The following is a 17,735-nucleotide window of genomic DNA, read 5'->3' on the forward strand; positions in this document are numbered from 1 at the left end:
CCGGCCGCCGCTACCTTCCCTGCACGCCGGGCCCAGCCGAGGAGAGCCGAGGACGAACCATGCCCCTACACCCGCAGGCGCGGGCGCTGCTGTCCCGCTTCGCGGCGCAGCGGCGGCCCGCCGTGACCGAGGTGCCGCTGACCGTGGCCCGCGCCTCGACGGCCGACTGGATCTCCTTGCAGGGCGAGCCGGAACCGGTCGGCCCGGTGACCGACACCTTCGTGCCCGGCCCGGCCGGGCAGTTGCCGGTTCGCGTCCACCGGCCCCGCACGGCCCGCGGCCCGCGGCCGCTGCTGGTGTACTTCCACGGCGGCGGCTGGATCACCGGCGGCCTGGAGGTGGTGGACCGCCCGCTGCGCAGGCTGGCCAACGCCACCGGCGCCGTCGTGGTCAGCGTGGGCTACCGGCTGGCGCCGGAGACCCAGTTCCCCGGCCCGGCGGAGGACTGCCACACCGCGCTGCGCGGGGTGTGCGCGCGGGCCGCCGGCTGGGGGGCCGACCCGCACCGGCTGGCGGTGGCGGGCGACAGCGCGGGCGGCAACCTCGCCGCCGCGGTGTGCCTGATGGCCCGCGACCGCGGCGGCCCGCGGATCGGCGCCCAGATACTCATCTACCCGGTCACCGCGCCCGCGGCCGGCTCCCCCTCGCCCTCGTACCGGGAACACGGGGAGAACTGCCTGCTCACCCGGGACATGATGCTCCTCTACTGGGAGCACTACGCGCCCGGCGCGGCGGCCGCCCCCCACCCCTACGCCGCGCCTCTGTACGCCGACGACCTGGGCGGCCTGCCCCCCGCCCTGGTCCTCACCGCGGAGTACGACCCGCTGCGCGACGAGGGCGAGGAGTACGCCCGCAGGCTGCGCGCGGCCGGCGGCGAGGCCGAGACCGTACGTCACGACGGCCTCATCCACGGCTTCTTCTGGGCGCCCGAGGTGTTCGACGCCTTCGGGCTCGCCCTCGGCGACATCGCCCGCGCACTCGACCGGCACGTCCCGACCCGCTAGGAGCCGACGATGAGAGCCGTCCAGTTCCGCACCGTCTCAGGCGGCCCCGAGGTGGTCGACGTGCCGGTGCCCGAGCCGGGACCCGGCCAGGTCCTGCTCGCGATGACCGCCGCCGGGGTCTGCCACTCGGACCTGGTCGTGATGGGGCGAACGGCCGCCGAGCTGCGCTTCCCGCTGCCGCTCACCCTGGGCCACGAGGGCACCGGGGTCGTCGCCGGGACCGGCCCCGGGGTCACCGCGGTGAGCGAGGGCGAGGCCGTCGCGGTGCACGGCGCCTGGGGCTGCGGCCGCTGCGGCCCGTGCGCGCAGGGCCGGGAGAACCACTGCCCGTACGCGGCGCCGCGGGGCATCTTCTCGCCGGGCCTGGGGGCACCGGGCACCATGGCCGCGTACATGCTCGTCGACGACGCCCGCCACCTGGTGCCGCTGGCCGGGCTCGACCCGGTGCGGGCGGTGTCCCTCACCGACGCCGGCCTGACGCCGTACCACGCGATCAAGGCGCTGCTGCCCGGACTGACGCCCGGGGCCACCGTGGTGGTGATCGGCGTCGGCGGTCTCGGGCACGTCGCGATCCAGCTGCTGCGGGCGCTCACCGCGTGCCGGGTGATCGCGCTGGACGTGTCCGAGGAGAAACGGGAACTGGCCGCCGAGGTCGGGGCGCACACCGTGCTGCACTCCGGTCCGGGCGCCGAGCGGGCCGTGCGGGAGCTGACCGACGGACTGGGGGCGCGGGCGGTCCTCGACTTCGCGGGGACGCCCGCCTCCGTCGCCCTGGCCGGCGCCGTGGCGGCGGTCGACGCGGACATCTGCCTGATCGGCATCGGCGGCGGCAGCCTGCCGGTCGGCTTCGGGCGGCTGCCGCTGGGCGTACGCGTGCACGTGCCGTACTGGGGGAGCCGGTCCGAGCTCGCCGAGGTGCTGGAACTCGGCCGCTCGGGTGCCGTGCGGGTACGGGTGGAGACCTACCCCCTCACCGAGGCCCCGAAGGTGTACGAGCGGCTGCACCACGGCAGCGTCCGGGGCCGCGCCGTCCTGCTTCCGGACACATGACCGAGGAGGATCCCATGTCCGACACCGAGCACCCGGCCGTGATCGACGCCGTCGTCGTGGGAGCGGGCCTGGCCGGGCTGTACCAGCTGTACCGGCTGCGCGAACGCGGCGCGAGGCTGCGCGTCTTCGAGGCCGGCGACGACGTCGGCGGCACCTGGTACTGGAACCGCTATCCGGGCGCCCGCTGCGACATCGAGTCGATGGCCTACTCGTACTCCTTCTCCTCCGAACTGGAGCAGGAGTGGGAGTGGAGCGAGCGGTACGCCGGCCAGCCGGAGCTGCTGCGCTACATCCGGCACGTGGCGGACCGCTTCGACCTGCGCCGGCACATCACCTTCGGCACCTCGGTGACCCGCGCGGTCTACGACGGCCGCACGCACACCTGGACGGTGACCACCGACGGCGGCGAGCAGGTCACCGCACGCTTCGTGGTCATGGCGACCGGCTGTCTGTCCCGCGCCAGCGTCCCGGACCTGCCCGGTCTCGACGACTACCGCGGCCCGGTCCTGCACACCGGCCGGTGGCCGCACGAGGAGGTCGACTTCACCGGCCGCCGGGTCGCGGTGATCGGCACCGGTTCCTCCGGGATCCAGGCCATCCCCGTCATCGCCCAACAGGCCGCCGAGGTCACGGTCTTCCAGCGCACGCCGAACTTCAGCTTCCCCGCCCGCAACCGCCCGCTCGGCCGCCGGGAGAGCGCCGAACGCAAGGCGAACTACGCCGAGTTCCGCGCCTGGCTGCGCGCCACCCCGGTCGGCATCCCGCGGCCGCTGCCCGAGCGCGGCGCGCTGGAGGTGACGGCGCGCGAGCGCGAGGCGGCCTATCAGTCGGCCTGGGACGCGGGCGTCCTGGGCGGCATCCAGGCCTCCTTCAACGACACCCTGACCAACCGTCAGGCCAACGACCTCGCAGCGGAGTTCGTCCGTGCCAGGATCAGGCAGATCGTCGACGACCCGGAGACCGCGGCCGCGCTCTGCCCCACGGGCTTCCCGCTCGGCACCAAGCGCCCGTGTCTGGACACCGACTACTACGCCACCTTCAACCTGCCGCATGTACGGCTGGTGGATCTGCGCCGGAGTCCGCTCGTCTCCCTCACGGAACGGGGCGTGCGCACCTCCGGCGCGGAGTACGAGGCCGACGCCGTCGTGCTCGCCACCGGGTTCGACGCCATGACCGGCGCGCTGCGGGCCGTCGACATCCGCGGCCGGGACGGTGTGGCGCTGAACGAGGTGTGGGCGGCGGGCCCGCGCAACCATCTGGGCCTGCTCACGGCCGGCTTCCCGAACCTGTTCACCGTCACCGGCCCGCTCAGCCCGTCCGTGCTGAGCAACATGCTGATCTCCATCGAGCAGCACGTGGACTGGATCACCGACTGCATCGGCCACCTCGGGGACCACGGCCTCACCGAGATCGACGCCACCGTCGAGGCGCAGGACGCCTGGGTGCGGCATGTCGCCGAGCTGGCGGCGGGCACTCTCTACCCGGAGGCCGCCTCCTGGTACCAGGGGGCCAACATCCCTGGCAAGCCACGGGTGTTCATGCCCTACCTCGGCGGGGTCGGCGCCTACCGCGAGGAGTGCGACGCGGTCGCCGCCGCCGGGTACCGGGGATTCACGCTCAGCCGGCTGCCGGACGCGCGCCCGACGGCCTGAGCCGTCCGCCGCCCGCCCGGTACTCCAAGAGGGGACGTTTCTCGGTAAGTCGACATGTAACCGACCGTCAATATGGGCTTCTATCGCACATATTGACGGTCAGTCATGTGTTCGCACGGTGATACGATCACCACGCTTGCGGGTCGGGCGGATGGGCGCAAGAAGGCATCCCCGACTTTCGGGGACGGTCCGGGCGGAAACCCCGATGCGGGCGGTCCGCCGACTCGCCCGCAATGACGGGATTTCAGCAGTCGGCCTTCAGTCGCCTGAAGAGAGTCTTATGACGGAATACATACAGAACCCAGTGCTCTGGGCTCTTCTCGTCGTCATCCTTGTCGCAATTGCCTTGATTGTTCGGCAACGTCGGGCAGCGCGCGCCTTACGGCAGGAGATGGACGGGCTGAGGGCCCATTACTCCGAACTGGAGAATCAATACTCCCAATCCGTCCGGGCAGCTCAGGAGCAAGCCGAGGAAGCCACCAAAACGGTGCTGAAGTCCGCGATGCGGACACTTCAGGGTCTCGCCGCCGAGCAGCAGCTGGTGGTCTCCCGGCTCCAGAACAAGTACGGCGAGTCGGTCATTCTCCAGGATCTGCTCGAAATCGACCACACCAACTCGCAGTTCGGCCGGCGCGCCCAGTCCATCGCCGTGCTGTGCGAGGGCTGGCTCGGACGGCAGCGCGACATCGCCTCCGTATACGACGTGGTGCGCAGCGCCCAGGGGCGCATCCGGCATTTCCGCCGCGTGGAAATTCTGTCACAGGTGGATTTCGGCATCACCAGCCGGGCCGTCGAACCGGTGGCGCTCGCGCTCGCCGAACTCCTCGACAACGCGACCAGCTATTCCAGCCCGGACACGGTCGTCGAAATCAATATCCGGACCGTACCCAAGGGTATCTGCATCGTCGTCGACGACGCCGGTGTCGGCATGAACGACGAGGAGCGCGCCAAGGCGGAGCGGCTGCTGTCCAGCGACCGCGTCACCGGCGTCTCCGGACTCGGCAACCCGCCCCAGTTCGGCTTCGCCGTGATCGGCGTGCTGGCCGAGCGCTTCGGCTTCGAGGTGTCCGTGGACTCCTCCTCTCCCTACGGCGGTGTCCGCGCGGTGGTCCTCCTCCCGCACGACCTGCTCACCGGCATGCCCGAGCGCAAGACGCCGGCAGCCCCGAAGACGGCACCCAAGGCGGCCGCCGAGGCCGTGCCGGGTCTGGGCGGACCCGAGACCGCGCTGGCCGCGTCCTCGACCTCCGACGGACTGCCCAAGCGGCGCCGCAAGCGGCCGATGGCCATCGTGCCGGGCAGCGCGTCCGTCACGCGCGCTCCGTCGCGCTCCGGCGCGGAGACCGCAGCGATCATGGGGGCCTTCCAGCGCGGTACGCAGTCGGGCCGGGCGGCCCAGCCGGATCCCGCGGATCAGACGAGCAGCACCCGTGGTGCTGACAGCGAAGGGCATGAGTACTCGTGAACGACGACCTTTCATGGATGCTCGACAGCGCCCTGGAGATTCCCGGGGCCCTGCACGCGGTCCTGATCTCCGCCGACGGGCTGCTGATGGCCCGTACGAAGGACTTCGAGCGGGACAACGCCGACCGGGTCGCCGCCGCGATGAGCGGTGTGCAGTCGCTCAGCCGGTCGCTCGCCTTCTTCTGTGACGGCGAGGCGCTCCAGTGGCGGCAGACGCTGGTGGAGTTCGACGGCGGCTGGGTCTTCCTGATCTCCGCCGGCGAGGGCGCCTACCTCGGAGTGTCCGCGTCTCCCGACGTCGACATGCAGGACATCAGCTTCCGTATGCAGCAGCTCGTCGGCCAGCTCGGCAAGGCGCTCACCACGCCGCCGCGCGAGAACCTCGGCGCCCGCTCATGAGCTACGGCGGCGAACTGGACTCGGAGACCGCGGAGTTAGTACGTCCGTACGTCATCACCAAGGGCCGAGGTCTGCCCGACGAGGAGCAGCTGTCGCTGATCACCCTCGTCACGGCGGCCGACGACGACCAGCGGCGCCCCACCCGGCTGTCGCCCGAGGAGCAGAACCTGCTGGACCTGTGCGGGGCCGGCTACCTCTCGGTCGCGGAGATCGCCGGGCACACCCGGCTGCCGCTGGGCGTGGTGAAGATCCTGCTGTCCTCCCTCACCGAGAGCGGCCACCTCATCACCCGTCCACCGGTGGCGCGGGCCGCTCTCGCCGACCGGCAGATCCTGGAGGAGGTGCTGAATGGGCTCAGGGCCAAGTTTGGATGAGCGGGACTACGTCCGCGGCGGAGCGACCCAGACCGCGGTGAAGATCCTGGTCGTCGGCCACTTCGCGGTGGGCAAGACCACGTTCATCGGGGCGATCTCCGAGATCACCCCGCTGTCCACCGAGGAGACGATGACCCGGGCCGCCGAGGGGGTGGACGACCTCAAGGGCGTGGACGGCAAGACCACCACGACGGTCGCCATGGACTTCGGCCGCCTGACCATCAGCGACCAGGTCGTGCTGTACCTGTTCGGCACGCCCGGACAGCAGCGCTTCGTGCAGATGTGGGAGGACATGGCCCGCGGTGCCCTGGGCGCGCTGGTCCTGGTCGACCCCGAGCGGTTGGCGGACTCGTTCGCCGTGATCGATCTGATCGAGCAGTACGGACTCGACTACGCCATCGCCGTCAACCACTTCGACGGCTCGCCGCTGCGTGAGGAGCAGGCGCTGCGCGAGGCACTCGACCTGCTCGACGACACCCCCGTCGTCACCTGCGACGCGCGCGACGAGCGGTCCTCGGCCCAGGCGCTGATCACCCTCGTCCGCCACTTGCAGGAACGTGCCCACTAGGAGCAGAGATGGACCCCCAGTCCCCTTCCCCGGTGCCCCCGCCCGGGTGCCCGGCACACAACTCCGGCGGCCGGGTGCCGCTGCACGGTGTGGAGTTCGCGGCCAATCCGCAGGCGTACTACGACTACCTGCGCCACTACGGCCCGACCGCCCCCGTGGAACTCGCCCCCGGAGTGGAGGCCACCCTCGTCACGGACTACGCGACGGCGCTGCAACTGCTCCAGGACTCCGGCTCGTTCCGCAAGGACGCCCGGCGCTGGCGCGACTTCAACGACGGCAAGATCGCGCCGGACAGCCCGGTCGCGCCCCTGCTGGCGTACCGGCCCAACTGCATGTTCAGCGACGGCGCCGAGCACCTGAGGCTGCGCCAGGCGGTCACCGACAGCATGGCCCGGGTCGACTCGCGCAAGCTGAGCCAGACCACCGAGCGGGTCTCCGACTACCTCATCTCCCAGTTCGGCGAACGCGGTTCGGCCGACCTGCTCGGCGACTACGCCAAGCAGCTGCCGCTGCTCGTGTTCAACGAGCTCTTCGGCTGCACCGCCGACATCGGCGACCGGGTCGTCTTCGGCATCACCGGCATGTTCGACGGCGTCAACGCGGACAAGGCGATGGAGGTGATGTTCGGGGCCGTCGGCGAACTGGTGGCGCTCAAGCGGGCCAGGCCGGGCGCCGACGTCACCTCGTGGCTGCTGCAGCACCCGTCGGGTCTGACGGACGAGGAGATGGTCCATCAGCTGGCTCTTCTGCTGGTCGCGGGCAACGAACCGCTGCGCAACCTGATCGGCAACGCCCTGCACCGGCTGCTCACCCATGACGCGTACGCCCGGCAGGGCGGTCTGATCGACGAGGCGATCGACGACACGCTGTGGGAGAACCCGCCCATGCAGAACCTCGCTCCCCATTATCCGGCGGCCGACATGGAGTTCGCCGGACAGAAGATCCGGGCGGGCGATCTGATGCTGGTCAGCTTCGCGGCCGCCAACACGGGCCCGGCCCTGACGGCCGCGCGCCAGGCGGGCAGCAACCGGGCGCATCTCGCGTGGAGCGCGGGCCCGCACGCCTGCCCGTCCAAGGATCCCGCCCGGCAGATCACGGTGACGGCCCTGGAGAACCTGCTCAACCGTCTGCCCGACGTCGAACTCGCCGTCCCCGAGGACAGCCTGACGTGGCGTCCGGGCCCGTTCAACCGGGCCCTGGCGGCGCTCCCGGCCCGGTTCACCCCCGTGCGTCCGGTGCGCCGGCCGGCCGCGGCGGGTCCGGCCCCGGCGCCGGCGCGGGCCCAGCAGGCCGAAGGAACGGGCCGCCGCCCCGAACGGTCGGGCATGTGGAGCTCGTTCCTGACCTGGCTGACAAGGTGATTCACGCAACATCCACCCAATTCACAGGATTGCATGACGCTTGAACCACAGGGGTAGTGAGCCACTCGGCAAATCGTCGGTCACGAGTCGAAGGAGTGTCGTGGACCTCATATCCACCGACGCCGATCACCGCTCCACCGTGTCGCTCCCTCCCCTCATACCGGACCCGTCCTCCGGGCTGCAGGCCGAGATACCCGCCCTGACCGGCGGGTATCTTCGTGTTCACGGGGAGGTCCGGTGACCCGCTTCCCGAAGGGCTCCGGCACTCCCACCCTCGGCGCTTTCACCGCGGGCCAGTTGGTCCGGCTGTGCGACGTGGCGGGACTCGGCGCGTCCGACGCGGAGGTCTACGCGCGCATACTCCTGGAGGCGCTGGGCCCAGCGGCCGCACGGCCGCTCGACCTCGCACCGCCCTCCGGCAGTTTCCTCTCCGACGACCACACCCCGGTGGAGTTCTCGCTCGCCTTCCAGCCGGACGCGCCGCCGACCCTGCGGGTGCTGCTGGAGCCCGGGGCCGGCGCGGGCGGTCCGGCGGAGAGCGGCCGCGCCGGGCTGCGCTTCCTGCGGGCGATGGCGCACCGCTGGCACTTCGCCACCGACCGGCTGGACGAACTGGAGGATCTGTTCCTCCCGTCCTCCCCGCAGGGGGCGTTCGCGCTGTGGTGCGCGCTGGAACTGCGTCCCGGCGGTGTCCCGAAGGTCAAGGTGTACCTGAACCCCGCGGCCTCCGGGCAGAATCGATCCGCCGAGACGGTGCGTGAGGCACTGCGCAGACTCGGCCACCGGCGGGCGTACGGGACACTCCCGTCGGCCGACCGCCACCTGTTCTTCGCCCTGGACCTGGGTGACTGGGAAGAGCCCAGAGTGAAGGTGTACCTCGCACATCAGGATCTGACGGCCGCGGAGGCGAGCGGTCTGTCCCGGGTGGGCGGCCGTGCCGAGCAGGCGGAGATACAGGCGTTCTTCCGTACCGCGACCGGGTACGACGCCGGGGAGGAGCAGGGTGCGGGGCCGGCGCGCCGTCCCGTCCAGTCGTGCCACGCCTTCACCGGGACGGCCGACGGCCGGGCGAGCGGCTTCACCCTCTACGTCCCGGTCCGCGACTACGTCCGCCATGACGGGGACGCCCTGGAGCGGGCGGTGACGGTACTGGGCGACCACGGTGTGGACGCCGGGCCGCTGGCGGCCGCGGTGGCCGCCGTCACCTCGCGGCGGCCGCAGGACGGGACCGGACTCGTCGCCTATCTGGCGCTCGCCCACCAGCGGGGCCGGCCGCCCCGGGTCACCGCGTATCTCTCCTCGGAGGCCTACCAGGTCCGGCCGCCGGCCGGGACGGTGCGGGAGCGGGTGCCGGTCGCGGGGTGACAGGTGCATGACCATAGGCGCCGGGCCTGTCCGGCCCGGCGCCTTCGGGCGACGACGAGGAGACGACCCCGGCGCACGGCCTCCGGGGGAGGGGCCCAGGGCCTGTCCGGCGGATCACCCCGCGTCCGCGGCATGATCCGCCGGACAGGCCCTACACGTCGCTCAGTTCCCTGAGGTAGGGCGCGACGTCGACCTGGATCGAGGAACCCTCCGCGTTCCCGTAGCGTTCGGCGATGTCGGTCAGGTACGCGGTGACCTCCTTGCGCATGACTTCCGCGGAAGGCAGTACGGCCTCGCCCTCGATGACCCGCGCGACCCAGCGCGACTGCGCCTCCACGAGCCGGGTGACGGAGCCCAGCGGACGCACCATGCCGACGAAGTACAGGCCCGGATGGTCCGGCGCGACGACCCTCCGGTACAGCTCGACCGACCCCTGCGGGCCCACCGGGCAGCCCTCCGGCAGGAAGGGGAACGCCATGAGGAACCCGGTGCAGTAGACGATCGCGTCCGCCTCCTCCGTGCTGCCGTCGGTGAAGCGGACCAGGCCGCCGTCGATGGACTCCGGCGCGGGTCTGGGGGTGACGCCGCCGTGCCGGATCCGGCTGAGGATCTCGTCCGACAGGGTCACCGCCGAGGCGAACACCGGGTGGTCGGGTTCGGGCAGCCCATAGTCCGACAGCTTGCCCCGGGCGGTGTGCAGCGCCTTCTCGACGAAGGCGCGCTGCTCGGCGAAGGGCATGCGGGTGAACCACTCGACCTCGGCCATCTCGTCCAGCGGCATCCCGAACAACTGCTTGGGCATGATGTGCAGCCCGCGCCGGACCGACAGCACGGTGCGCGCGGCGTACCGGGACAGGTCCGCGGCGATGTCGACGGCGGACGCGCCCAGCCCCACGACCACGACGCGCTGCCCGGCGAAGTCGCTGCCGTCGTGGTAGTCGAGGGAGTGCAGAATCCTTCCGCTGAAGGAGTCGGCTCCCGGCGGCAGCGCACGCGGCAGGGCCGGCTCGGAGTTGTGGCCGGAGGCGACGATCACATGGGTGAAGCGCCGCGTCGTCCGTGCCCCGCTCGCGTCCCGGCTGACGACCGCCCATGAGCCGTCGGACTCCCGGGCCACGGAGAGCACTTCGGTGTCCGGCTCGACGCGGTCCAGCACCCCGGCCCACTCGGCGAAGGCGCGCAGATAGGCGGCGACGTCCCGGTGTCCCGGGTACACGGGGTAGGAGTCGGGCATCGGGAAGTCGGTGTACCCGGTCAGCCGTTTGACGGTGTTCAGATGCAGCGACAGATAGCCCGGCCCTCGTTCCCCGGCCCCCGGCTGACGCCAGATGCCGCCGACGTCCGGGGCCTTCTCCAGGCAGACGAAGTCGACGCCCCGGCGGGACAGGGCGTGCGCCGCCGCCAGCCCCGACAGACCTGCACCGATCACGCACACACTCACGGCTTCCCCCAACGGGACGGACTGGACGGCTTCGTGCACGTGCAGTCACTGCCCATCGCTCCCGTCGGACACACGCGCCACAACCGTAACGAAGGCCACAGGTGGGGAGGTTGTCAGCGGCGTCCGGGCCCTACTCCTCGAAGAGCGCCTGCTGCTCGCCCTCCGCCCGCCTGCGCACCCGGGCGTTGCGCGCGCCCACGACCAGCGCGGTCAGCGCGGCCGTCGCGCCGAGCGCCAGCGGCACCATCCACTTCTGGTCGAAGACGTGCCCGAGGGCGTGGTCCAGGGAGAGCCGGCCCGGCCCGGCGACCGCCAGACCGGTGGCGGCCAGGCCCAGGCTCGCCGCGTACTCGTAGCCGCCCTCCTGCGCGAAGAACCCGTTCGGGGCGTGCACCGCGGACGCCCCGGCCATGGCGCCGGCCGCCGCCGCGCCCGCCGCCGGCGTCGCGAGCCCCAGGGCCAGCAGCGTGCCGCCGCCCGTCTCCGCGAGACCGGCCGCCAGCGCGCTCGTCCTTCCGGGCACGTACCCGACGGACTCCATGAAATGGCCGGTCCCTTCCAGCCCGTGGCCGCCGAACCAGCCGAACAGCTTCTGCGTGCCGTGCGCGGCCAGCACCCCTCCCGTACCCAGCCGGAGCAGCAGCAGGCCCAGATCTCGTCGGTCACAGCAGGTCACGAGGACTCCCGGAGTCGGCAGCGAGAACGGAACACCCCCTCCTACGGTGTCCACCGTCGCACCGCGGACCCCGCGGCGGCTCGTCCGGGACGCCGTTCGGGTGGCGTGGCACGGACCGAGGGGCCGCCCACCGCCGGGCGGCCGGCCGACGTGGGCCTACCGCCCGGCAGGTGAACGGCCCCTCGGCCGCGGCGGGCTCAGTACGCCCGGGTGCCGGGCGCCTGCTGCGCGTACTGGCGTGCGCCGGCCTGCTCGGTCAGGGTGATCAGACCGGCCTTGATGGTGGCCAGCCGCGGCGCCCGGCGGGCGATCGACGAGTCGTGGGTGACCATGACGAAGGTCAGCCCGTACTCGTGCCACAGGCCCTCCAGCAGGCCCATGATGTCGTCGCGGGTGCCCTCGTCGAGGTTGCCGGTGGGCTCGTCGGCGAGCAGCACCTTCGGCTTCTTCACCAGCGCGCGGGCGATGGCCACCCGCTGCTGCTGGCCGCCGGACAGCTCGGTCGGGACATGGCCGAGCCGCTCCCCGAGGCCGACCGAGCGCAGCGCCTCGGCCGCCCGCTCGCGCCGCTCGGCGGATTTGACGCCCAGCGGGACGAGCGCGGTCTCGACGTTCTCCTGCGCGGTCAGCGTCGGGATCAGGTTGAACGCCTGGAAGATGATGCCGATCTTCTCGGCGCGCAGCCGGGTCAGCCTGGCCTCGCTGATGGTGGCGAGGTCCACGCCGTCCAGTTCGACGCTGCCCGCGGAGGGACGGTCCAGGCCGCCGATCATCTGCAGCAGCGTCGACTTGCCGCCGCCGGTGGGGCCCTGGATGACGAGCTGGTCGCCGCCCTCGATCGTGAGGTCGACGCCGCGCAGCGCCTCCACCGTCTCCTTGCCCCGGGTGTAGCGCTTGGTGACACCGGTCAGTCTGTACATGGGTGCTCCGTGACTTGAGGAGGAGGAAGAGGAAGGGGAGGAAGGAAGGTGGGGCGCCGCCTCCCGGGGGGAAGGGTGAGGCGACGCCCCGGTATCGGGGGTGGTTACGAGACGCTGCGCAGCGCGTCGGCCGGACGCATCCGGGAGGCACGCCAGCCGCCCATCGCACCGGCGATCAGACCGCCGGCGACCGCGAGGCCCACCGCGAGCACGATGGTGGTCACCGACACCGGCGCGGACAGGGCGATCTCCATCGTGTTCTGGGCCGACTGCTGGCCGGGGCCGCCGCCGCCCGGACCGCCGCCCATGCCGCCACCGCCGCCGGAGCTGCCGAGCTGCGCGGTCAGCTTCGGGCTGATCGCGGTGACCGTGTACGCGGCCGCCAGGCCCAGGCCGATGCCGAGGGCGCCGCCGAGCAGACCGTTGACCATGGACTCGCCGACCACCTGCCGGGTCACCCGGCGGCTCGGCCAGCCGAGCGCCTTCAGGGTGCCGAACTCGCGCACCCGGCGGGAGACGGCCGAGGAGGTCAGCAGCGCGGCCACCAGGAACGCGGCGGCCAGCACCGCGATCGACAGCCACTTGCCGACGCTGGTCGCCAGGTCGGAGGCGGTGGACAGGGAGCCGGAGACGGTCTCGGCGAGGTCGGCCGAGGTGGTGACCGTCGTACCCGAGATGTTCTTCTGGATGGTCGCCTTGACCGTGTCGATCTGCTGCGAGTCGGTCGCCTTGACGTAGATCGTGGTGACCTTGTTCTTGGCGTCGCCGAGCGTCTGGGCCTGCTTCAGGGGCAGGTAGACGTCCGTGGTGGAGTCACTGCTGTCGGGCGTCGCGATGCCGATGACCGTGTACTTGGTGCCGGAGATCTTGAAGGTCGAGCCGACCTTGTACTTGTTCTCCTTGGCGTACGACTTGCCGACCACGGCGACCTTGGCGTTCGTCTCCGCGGCGGTGAAGGTCCGGCCGGAGGTGATCTTGGACGTGGACAGCGGGCCCAGGTCCTGGTTCGTGACGTCGACGCCGCCGACCGAGTACGAGTTGACGTCGAACGAGGCGCCGCCGCCCTGCACCTGCGGCATGCTGCCGCTGCTGCCGCCACCGGGGCCGCCCTGGTTGCTCTGCCCGCTGGTGGAGCTCTTGGCCTTGCCCTGGGTGAAGGAGCCGTCGACCTTGGTGACGTTCAGGCTGAGCGCGCCGACCGCGCCGGCCACGCCCTTCTGCGCGGCGACCTTGGCCACGAGCGAGGACGCCAGCGCCTGACCGCCCTGCGTCATCACCCGGTCCGAGCTCTGCGTGGCGTCGTCGTCCTCGGACTTCGCGTCGAACTGGAAGTTCGGCCGTCCGGAACTGTCGCCGGTGGGCGCCGTACGGGCCTTGGTGACCGTCATGTCGGTGCCGAGGCCGTAGAGCGACTGAAGGACCTTGTCCTGGGCCTGGGTCATGCCGGCCGACACCGAGTTCACGGTGATGACCAGGGCGATACCGAGCGCCAGACCCAGTGCGATGACCAGAGCCGCCTTCTTGCGCCGGCTCAGCTCGCGCTTGAGATAGATGCCAAACATCCCGTTCCTCGAGGTTCTTGGCGCCCGCTGTGGGCGCGGCCACAAGCTAGGAAGAAACCTTTGAGTCCCCCTGAGTAGGGGATGTGCGGGAACTGAGAATGTGCGGCCCCGGATCAAAGTTCCATCAGACAGCTGATTCCTAGGCCGTGATGGGCCCGCTGCCAGGAAACCCCTGTTCAATGACCCGTCAGGGCTTCCTTCGTGGGCTTGGCAGGCTCATGAGGGGACCCGCCGTACGGCGCCGCGCACGCGCTTTGTACGGTCCCGGAGTGAGTGAATCCTCTCGGCTGTCCCGGCGCTCCCTGCTCGCCCTCGCCGCGGCCGCCCCGCTGGCCGCCACCCTGCCCGCGTCCGCCGCCGCGGCCCCCTCCGTCACGAGGGGCGCGACCTCCGCGCCGACCCCCACGACCCCCACGATCGGCACGGCCGCAACGGTGATCGGCGGTGAGCGGCTGGGGCGGCCCGGGGTCCAGGTGAGCGGCGCCGGCGGGCTGCCCGGGAAGCTCTCCGCCCGCTCCTGGCTGGTCGCCGACCACGACACCGGCGAGGTGCTGGCCTCCTTCCGCGCGCACCAGCGCCTGGCCCCCGCGTCCACGCTGAAGATGCTGTTCGCCGACACGGTCCTGGCGAAGTTCGACCGGACCGCGCGCTACACGGTCACCGACGCCGACCTGGTCGGCATACCCTCGGGCTCCAGCCTCGTCGGCATCAAGGCCGGAATCACCTACACCGTCGAGCAGTTGTGGCTGGGCGTCTTCCTGCGCTCGGGCAACGACGCGGTGCACGTGCTCTCGCTGATGAACGGCGGTCTGGCGCGCACGGTCGCCGAGATGCAGGCCAAGGCCGTGGACCTCCAGGCCATGGACACGCATGTGGTCAGCCCGGACGGCTTCGACCACAAGGGGCAGTTGTCGTCGGCGTACGACCTCACGCTCTTCGCCCGGCACGGGCTCGAGAGCGCCGACTTCCGCGAGTACTGCGGGACACGGACGGCCGATTTCCCCGCGGGCGGGAAGAAGACGTTCCAGATCCAGAACACCGACCGCCTGCTGTCGGGCGCGTACGGGGTGAAGACGTACCCGGGCCTGATAGGCGTGAAGAACGGCTACACCAGCCACGCGGGCAACACCTTCACCGGCGCCGCCACCCGCGGCGGCCGCACCCTGATCGTCACCGTGATGCATCCCGAGAGCGGTTACAACTCCGTCTACGAGGAGACGGCAGCGCTGCTCGACTGGGGCTTCACGAAGGGCGGTTCGGCGAGCGCGGTGGGCACCCTGGCGCAGCCGCTGAGCGAGGGCGGGGCGAGTGCGTCGCCGTCGCGCAGGGCGGCACGGGCGGCGGCCGGAGCGCCGGGCGCGGCGGCGGGCGACGACGCCTCGCCGTGGCGGCTGGTGGAGGGCGGCGCGGCGTCGCTCGCGCTGGTGGCGGGCGGGGCGTACGCGCTGCGCCGGCGGCTGGCCAAGCGCGCGGGCCGGCCCACGGCAGCCGGCGCCCCGGCCGAAGCGGGCCGGGCGCCGGGCGGCGAAGCGTCCCGGACGGCAGAGACGACTGAGACGACAGGGACGACAGAGACGACAGAGACGCCCGAAAGCGTCGTGCCCGAGCGGGCTGTATCCGACAGCGCTGTACCCGACAGCGCTGTACCCGACAGCGCTGTACCCGACAGCGCGGCGCACGACAGCGCGGCGCACGACAGCGCGGCGCACGACAGCGCGGCGCACGACGGCGCGGCGCCGGGGGCGCCGGAGAGCCGGGTGGCCGTGGTGCCGGACAGTGGCGCGGGCGAGGTGCGGGACGGCGGGGCGGCCGGGGCCGACGCCCCCTGACGCACGCGGGTCCGGGGCGCGGACGGTCTGCACGCGCCCCGGACTCCGGTGACGTACGCGGCAGCCGTTCCACGGATCGGTGCGTGCCCCGCGGTCCCGCGCGAGGCCCACCCCCAACCCGACGCCGTGGAACGGCTGCCGCCTCCCCCATCGGTGTGGTCTGCGGAACCCAATTACGTCATATGTGAAGCTCTTGTGCAGGGGAGTTGAGCATAAGCCCGTCATCGGCCGGCAATGGCTCAGACGGTCAAATTCCGCTTGTGCAGGTTGAGGAGTTGACGATTCGCGCCCCGCGCCCGGCCGCGCCCCGGTGTCCCCCGTCCGGGTGGTGCGCGGCCGGCGGAGGCGTGTCGGGTGCGGCCGGTTCCCCGCTTCCTCCCTCAACTGTCCGGGGAGGAAAGATGACCATCGCAGCGCCCTCGTCGCATCGGGCACCCTCGCGGCACACGCCCGGCTTCCGGGCCGCCGTCCGCAGTCTCGACCGCCGCCGCTTCCTCGGTGTCTCCGGCGCGGCGCTGGCGCTCGCCTTCACCGCCGACCTGCCCGGGACCGGGGTCGCGGCCGCCGCGGAACTGGACGGGGCGCGGATCGGCGCCGACCCCTTCACCCTCGGCATCGCCTCCGGCGACCCGGGACCCGACTCGGTCCTGCTGTGGACCCGGCTGGCGCCCGCCCCGTACCAGCCCGACGGCGGACTGCCCGCCCAACGCATCGGCGTCGACTGGGAGATGGCCCGCGACGAGGGCTTCGCCACCGTCGTCCGGCGAGGGACCGCCATCGCGCATCCCGAGTTCCGGCACACCGTGCACGTCGAGGCCGGCGGTCTGGAGCCCGGCCGCGTCTACCACTACCGCTTCCGCGCGGGCGGCTGGCTCAGCGAGACCGGCCGCACCCGGACCGCACCCGCCGAGAGCAGCCTCGTCGCGTCGCTGAACATCGCCGCCGTCGCCTGCCAGGCCTACCAGGACGGGTACTTCACCGCCTACCGTCACCTCGCCGGAGACGACGTCGACGTGGTCTTCCACCTCGGCGACTACCTCTACGAGTACGCGGTCGACGCGACCGGCGGTGCCCGCGCCTACACCGACCGCCGCCTGCCCGCGCTGTTCGCCCACGAGGCCGTGTCGCTGGAGGACTACCGGCTGCGCTACGCCCTCTACAAGACCGACCCCGACCTGCGGGCGGCGCACGCGGCGCACCCCTTCGTCGTCGCCTTCGACGACCACGAGACCGAGAACGACTACGCGGGCGCCGTCCCCGGCAACGGGGCCTCCCCGGCGGAGTTCCTGCTGCGCCGCGCCGCCGCCTACCGCGCCTACTGGGAGCACCAGCCGCTGCGCGCACCGCAGTTGCCCGTGGGACCGGACATGCGGCTGTACCGGCGGCTGCGCTGGGGCCGGCTCGCCCAGTTCGACGTGCTCGACACCCGCCAGTACCGCTCCGACCAGGCCTACGGCGACGTCCCGCACACGCCGGGGCCGCAGAGCGAGGACCCGGCGCGCACGATGACCGGCGCGGCCCAGGAGCGGTGGTTGCTCGACGGCTGGCGGGACTCGGCCGCGCTGTGGAACGTCGTACCGCAGCAGGTCTGTTTCTCCCGGCGGCGGCTGGGGACCGGCCCGGCCGCGAAGGTCTCCATGGACGCCTGGGACGGCTACCCGGCCGCCCGCCGCCGCGTCCTGGACGGGGCGAGGGCGGCCGGTGTCGCGAACCTGATGGTGCTCACCGGCGATGTGCACGTCGGCTACGCCTTCGACATCAAGGACGACTTCGACGACCCGGCCTCCCGCACGCTCGGCACCGAGATCGTGGCCACCTCGATCGCCAGCGGCGGGGACGGTGTCGCGCGGCCCGGGAACTGGGCCGCGCACATGGCGGCCAACCCGCACCTGCGGTTCTACGACGGGCGGCGCGGCTACGCCAGGGTCGCGCTGGGGCAGCGGCTGGCCCGTGCCGACTTCAGGGCCGTGCCGTACGTGACGACACCCGGCGCGCCGATCGCGACGGCCGGGTCCTTCGTGACGGAGGTGGGGGACCCGGGCCTCAAACCGGCCTGAGCGGACCGGTCCC

The 17,735-nt window shown here is 72.2% G+C and carries 14 protein-coding genes and 1 pseudogene; 11 read left to right on the forward strand and 4 right to left on the reverse strand.

Translation table 11 applies throughout. The features are described from left to right. Nucleotides 1-59 precede the first annotated feature (59 nt). From ACZ7OY_RS04010 to ACZ7OY_RS04050, 9 genes are all read left to right on the forward strand, one after another. A complete protein-coding gene (locus tag ACZ7OY_RS04010) occupies nt 60-1,004 on the forward strand; it encodes an alpha/beta hydrolase (protein ID WP_471909903.1) in 945 nt (314 codons plus the stop codon). 9 nt (nt 1,005-1,013) lie between these two features. Next, nucleotides 1,014-2,054 carry an NAD(P)-dependent alcohol dehydrogenase gene (locus ACZ7OY_RS04015; protein ID WP_471909904.1) on the forward strand — a complete coding sequence of 347 codons (1,041 nt, stop codon included), beginning with the start codon at nt 1,014-1,016 and terminating at the stop codon, nt 2,052-2,054. 14 nt (nt 2,055-2,068) lie between these two features. Then, nucleotides 2,069-3,706: a flavin-containing monooxygenase gene (locus ACZ7OY_RS04020; protein WP_471909905.1), complete on the forward strand. Its 1,638-nt coding sequence runs from the start codon at nt 2,069-2,071 to the stop codon at nt 3,704-3,706. 280 nt (nt 3,707-3,986) lie between these two features. Then, nucleotides 3,987-5,171 carry an ATP-binding protein gene (locus tag ACZ7OY_RS04025; protein WP_471909906.1) on the forward strand — a complete coding sequence of 395 codons (1,185 nt, stop codon included), beginning with the start codon at nt 3,987-3,989 and terminating at the stop codon, nt 5,169-5,171. Further along, entirely contained in the window at nt 5,168-5,569 is a 402-nt protein-coding gene (locus ACZ7OY_RS04030; protein WP_351616640.1) for a roadblock/LC7 domain-containing protein, read from the forward strand. Before ACZ7OY_RS04025 ends, ACZ7OY_RS04030 begins: the two co-directional genes overlap by 4 nt. Beyond that, nucleotides 5,566-5,943 (forward strand): DUF742 domain-containing protein, encoded by a 378-nt coding sequence (locus ACZ7OY_RS04035; protein WP_351616638.1) that lies wholly within the window; start codon nt 5,566-5,568, stop codon nt 5,941-5,943. The genes ACZ7OY_RS04030 and ACZ7OY_RS04035 overlap by 4 nt, the downstream gene beginning before the upstream one ends. Beyond that, nucleotides 5,918-6,511, forward strand: a complete 594-nt coding sequence (locus ACZ7OY_RS04040; RefSeq protein ID WP_351616636.1) for a GTP-binding protein — start codon at nt 5,918-5,920, stop codon at nt 6,509-6,511. Before ACZ7OY_RS04035 ends, ACZ7OY_RS04040 begins: the two co-directional genes overlap by 26 nt. Nucleotides 6,512-6,519: 8 nt before the next feature. Then, entirely contained in the window at nt 6,520-7,872 is a 1,353-nt protein-coding gene (locus ACZ7OY_RS04045; RefSeq protein WP_471909907.1) for a cytochrome P450, read from the forward strand. Nucleotides 7,873-8,109: 237 nt separating this feature from the next. Next, entirely contained in the window at nt 8,110-9,237 is a 1,128-nt protein-coding gene (locus ACZ7OY_RS04050; protein ID WP_471909908.1) for a tryptophan dimethylallyltransferase family protein, read from the forward strand. Nucleotides 9,238-9,388: 151 nt separating this feature from the next. Here ACZ7OY_RS04050 and ACZ7OY_RS04055 read toward each other — a convergent pair whose 3' ends face one another. The 4 genes from ACZ7OY_RS04055 to ACZ7OY_RS04070 all read right to left on the reverse strand — a co-directional run bounded on the left by ACZ7OY_RS04055 (nt 9,389) and on the right by ACZ7OY_RS04070 (nt 13,836). Beyond that, nucleotides 9,389-10,678, reverse strand: coding sequence for a flavin-containing monooxygenase (locus ACZ7OY_RS04055; protein ID WP_471909909.1), 1,290 nt, complete (start codon nt 10,676-10,678; stop codon nt 9,389-9,391). Nucleotides 10,679-10,808: 130 nt separating this feature from the next. Beyond that, nucleotides 10,809-11,354 (reverse strand): DoxX family protein, encoded by a 546-nt coding sequence (locus tag ACZ7OY_RS04060; protein WP_471909910.1) that lies wholly within the window; start codon nt 11,352-11,354, stop codon nt 10,809-10,811. Nucleotides 11,355-11,551: 197 nt separating this feature from the next. After that, nucleotides 11,552-12,274 (reverse strand): ABC transporter ATP-binding protein, encoded by a 723-nt coding sequence (locus ACZ7OY_RS04065; RefSeq protein ID WP_471909911.1) that lies wholly within the window; start codon nt 12,272-12,274, stop codon nt 11,552-11,554. A 104-nt stretch (nt 12,275-12,378) separates the two neighbouring features. Continuing rightward, nucleotides 12,379-13,836, reverse strand: coding sequence for an ABC transporter permease (locus tag ACZ7OY_RS04070; RefSeq protein ID WP_471909912.1), 1,458 nt, complete (start codon nt 13,834-13,836; stop codon nt 12,379-12,381). Nucleotides 13,837-14,054: 218 nt separating this feature from the next. Between ACZ7OY_RS04070 and ACZ7OY_RS04075 the strand changes: the two are divergent. Further along, nucleotides 14,055-15,347 (forward strand): annotated as a pseudogene (locus tag ACZ7OY_RS04075) (D-alanyl-D-alanine carboxypeptidase family protein); the annotation flags it as partial. A gap of 719 nt (nt 15,348-16,066) precedes the next feature. Continuing rightward, entirely contained in the window at nt 16,067-17,722 is a 1,656-nt protein-coding gene (locus tag ACZ7OY_RS04080) for an alkaline phosphatase D family protein (protein ID WP_471909913.1), read from the forward strand. Nucleotides 17,723-17,735 lie beyond the last annotated feature (13 nt).

Source organism: Streptomyces sp. NPDC107559, from assembly GCF_055657365.1.

What these genes read in the sequence shown, in the direction of transcription:
- ACZ7OY_RS04070 (WP_471909912.1), bottom strand. Translation starts at nt 13,836, where the DNA reads ATGTTTGGCATCTATCTCAAGCGCGAGCTGAGCCGGCGCAAGAAGGCG.
- ACZ7OY_RS04065 (WP_471909911.1), bottom strand. Translation starts at nt 12,274, where the DNA reads ATGTACAGACTGACCGGTGTCACCAAGCGCTACACCCGGGGCAAGGAG.
- ACZ7OY_RS04015 (WP_471909904.1), top strand. Translation starts at nt 1,014, where the DNA reads ATGAGAGCCGTCCAGTTCCGCACCGTCTCAGGCGGCCCCGAGGTGGTC.
- ACZ7OY_RS04035 (WP_351616638.1), top strand. Translation starts at nt 5,566, where the DNA reads ATGAGCTACGGCGGCGAACTGGACTCGGAGACCGCGGAGTTAGTACGT.
- ACZ7OY_RS04040 (WP_351616636.1), top strand. Translation starts at nt 5,918, where the DNA reads ATGGGCTCAGGGCCAAGTTTGGATGAGCGGGACTACGTCCGCGGCGGA.
- ACZ7OY_RS04010 (WP_471909903.1), top strand. Translation starts at nt 60, where the DNA reads ATGCCCCTACACCCGCAGGCGCGGGCGCTGCTGTCCCGCTTCGCGGCG.
- ACZ7OY_RS04080 (WP_471909913.1), top strand. Translation starts at nt 16,067, where the DNA reads ATGACCATCGCAGCGCCCTCGTCGCATCGGGCACCCTCGCGGCACACG.
- ACZ7OY_RS04025 (WP_471909906.1), top strand. Translation starts at nt 3,987, where the DNA reads ATGACGGAATACATACAGAACCCAGTGCTCTGGGCTCTTCTCGTCGTC.
- ACZ7OY_RS04020 (WP_471909905.1), top strand. Translation starts at nt 2,069, where the DNA reads ATGTCCGACACCGAGCACCCGGCCGTGATCGACGCCGTCGTCGTGGGA.
- ACZ7OY_RS04045 (WP_471909907.1), top strand. Translation starts at nt 6,520, where the DNA reads ATGGACCCCCAGTCCCCTTCCCCGGTGCCCCCGCCCGGGTGCCCGGCA.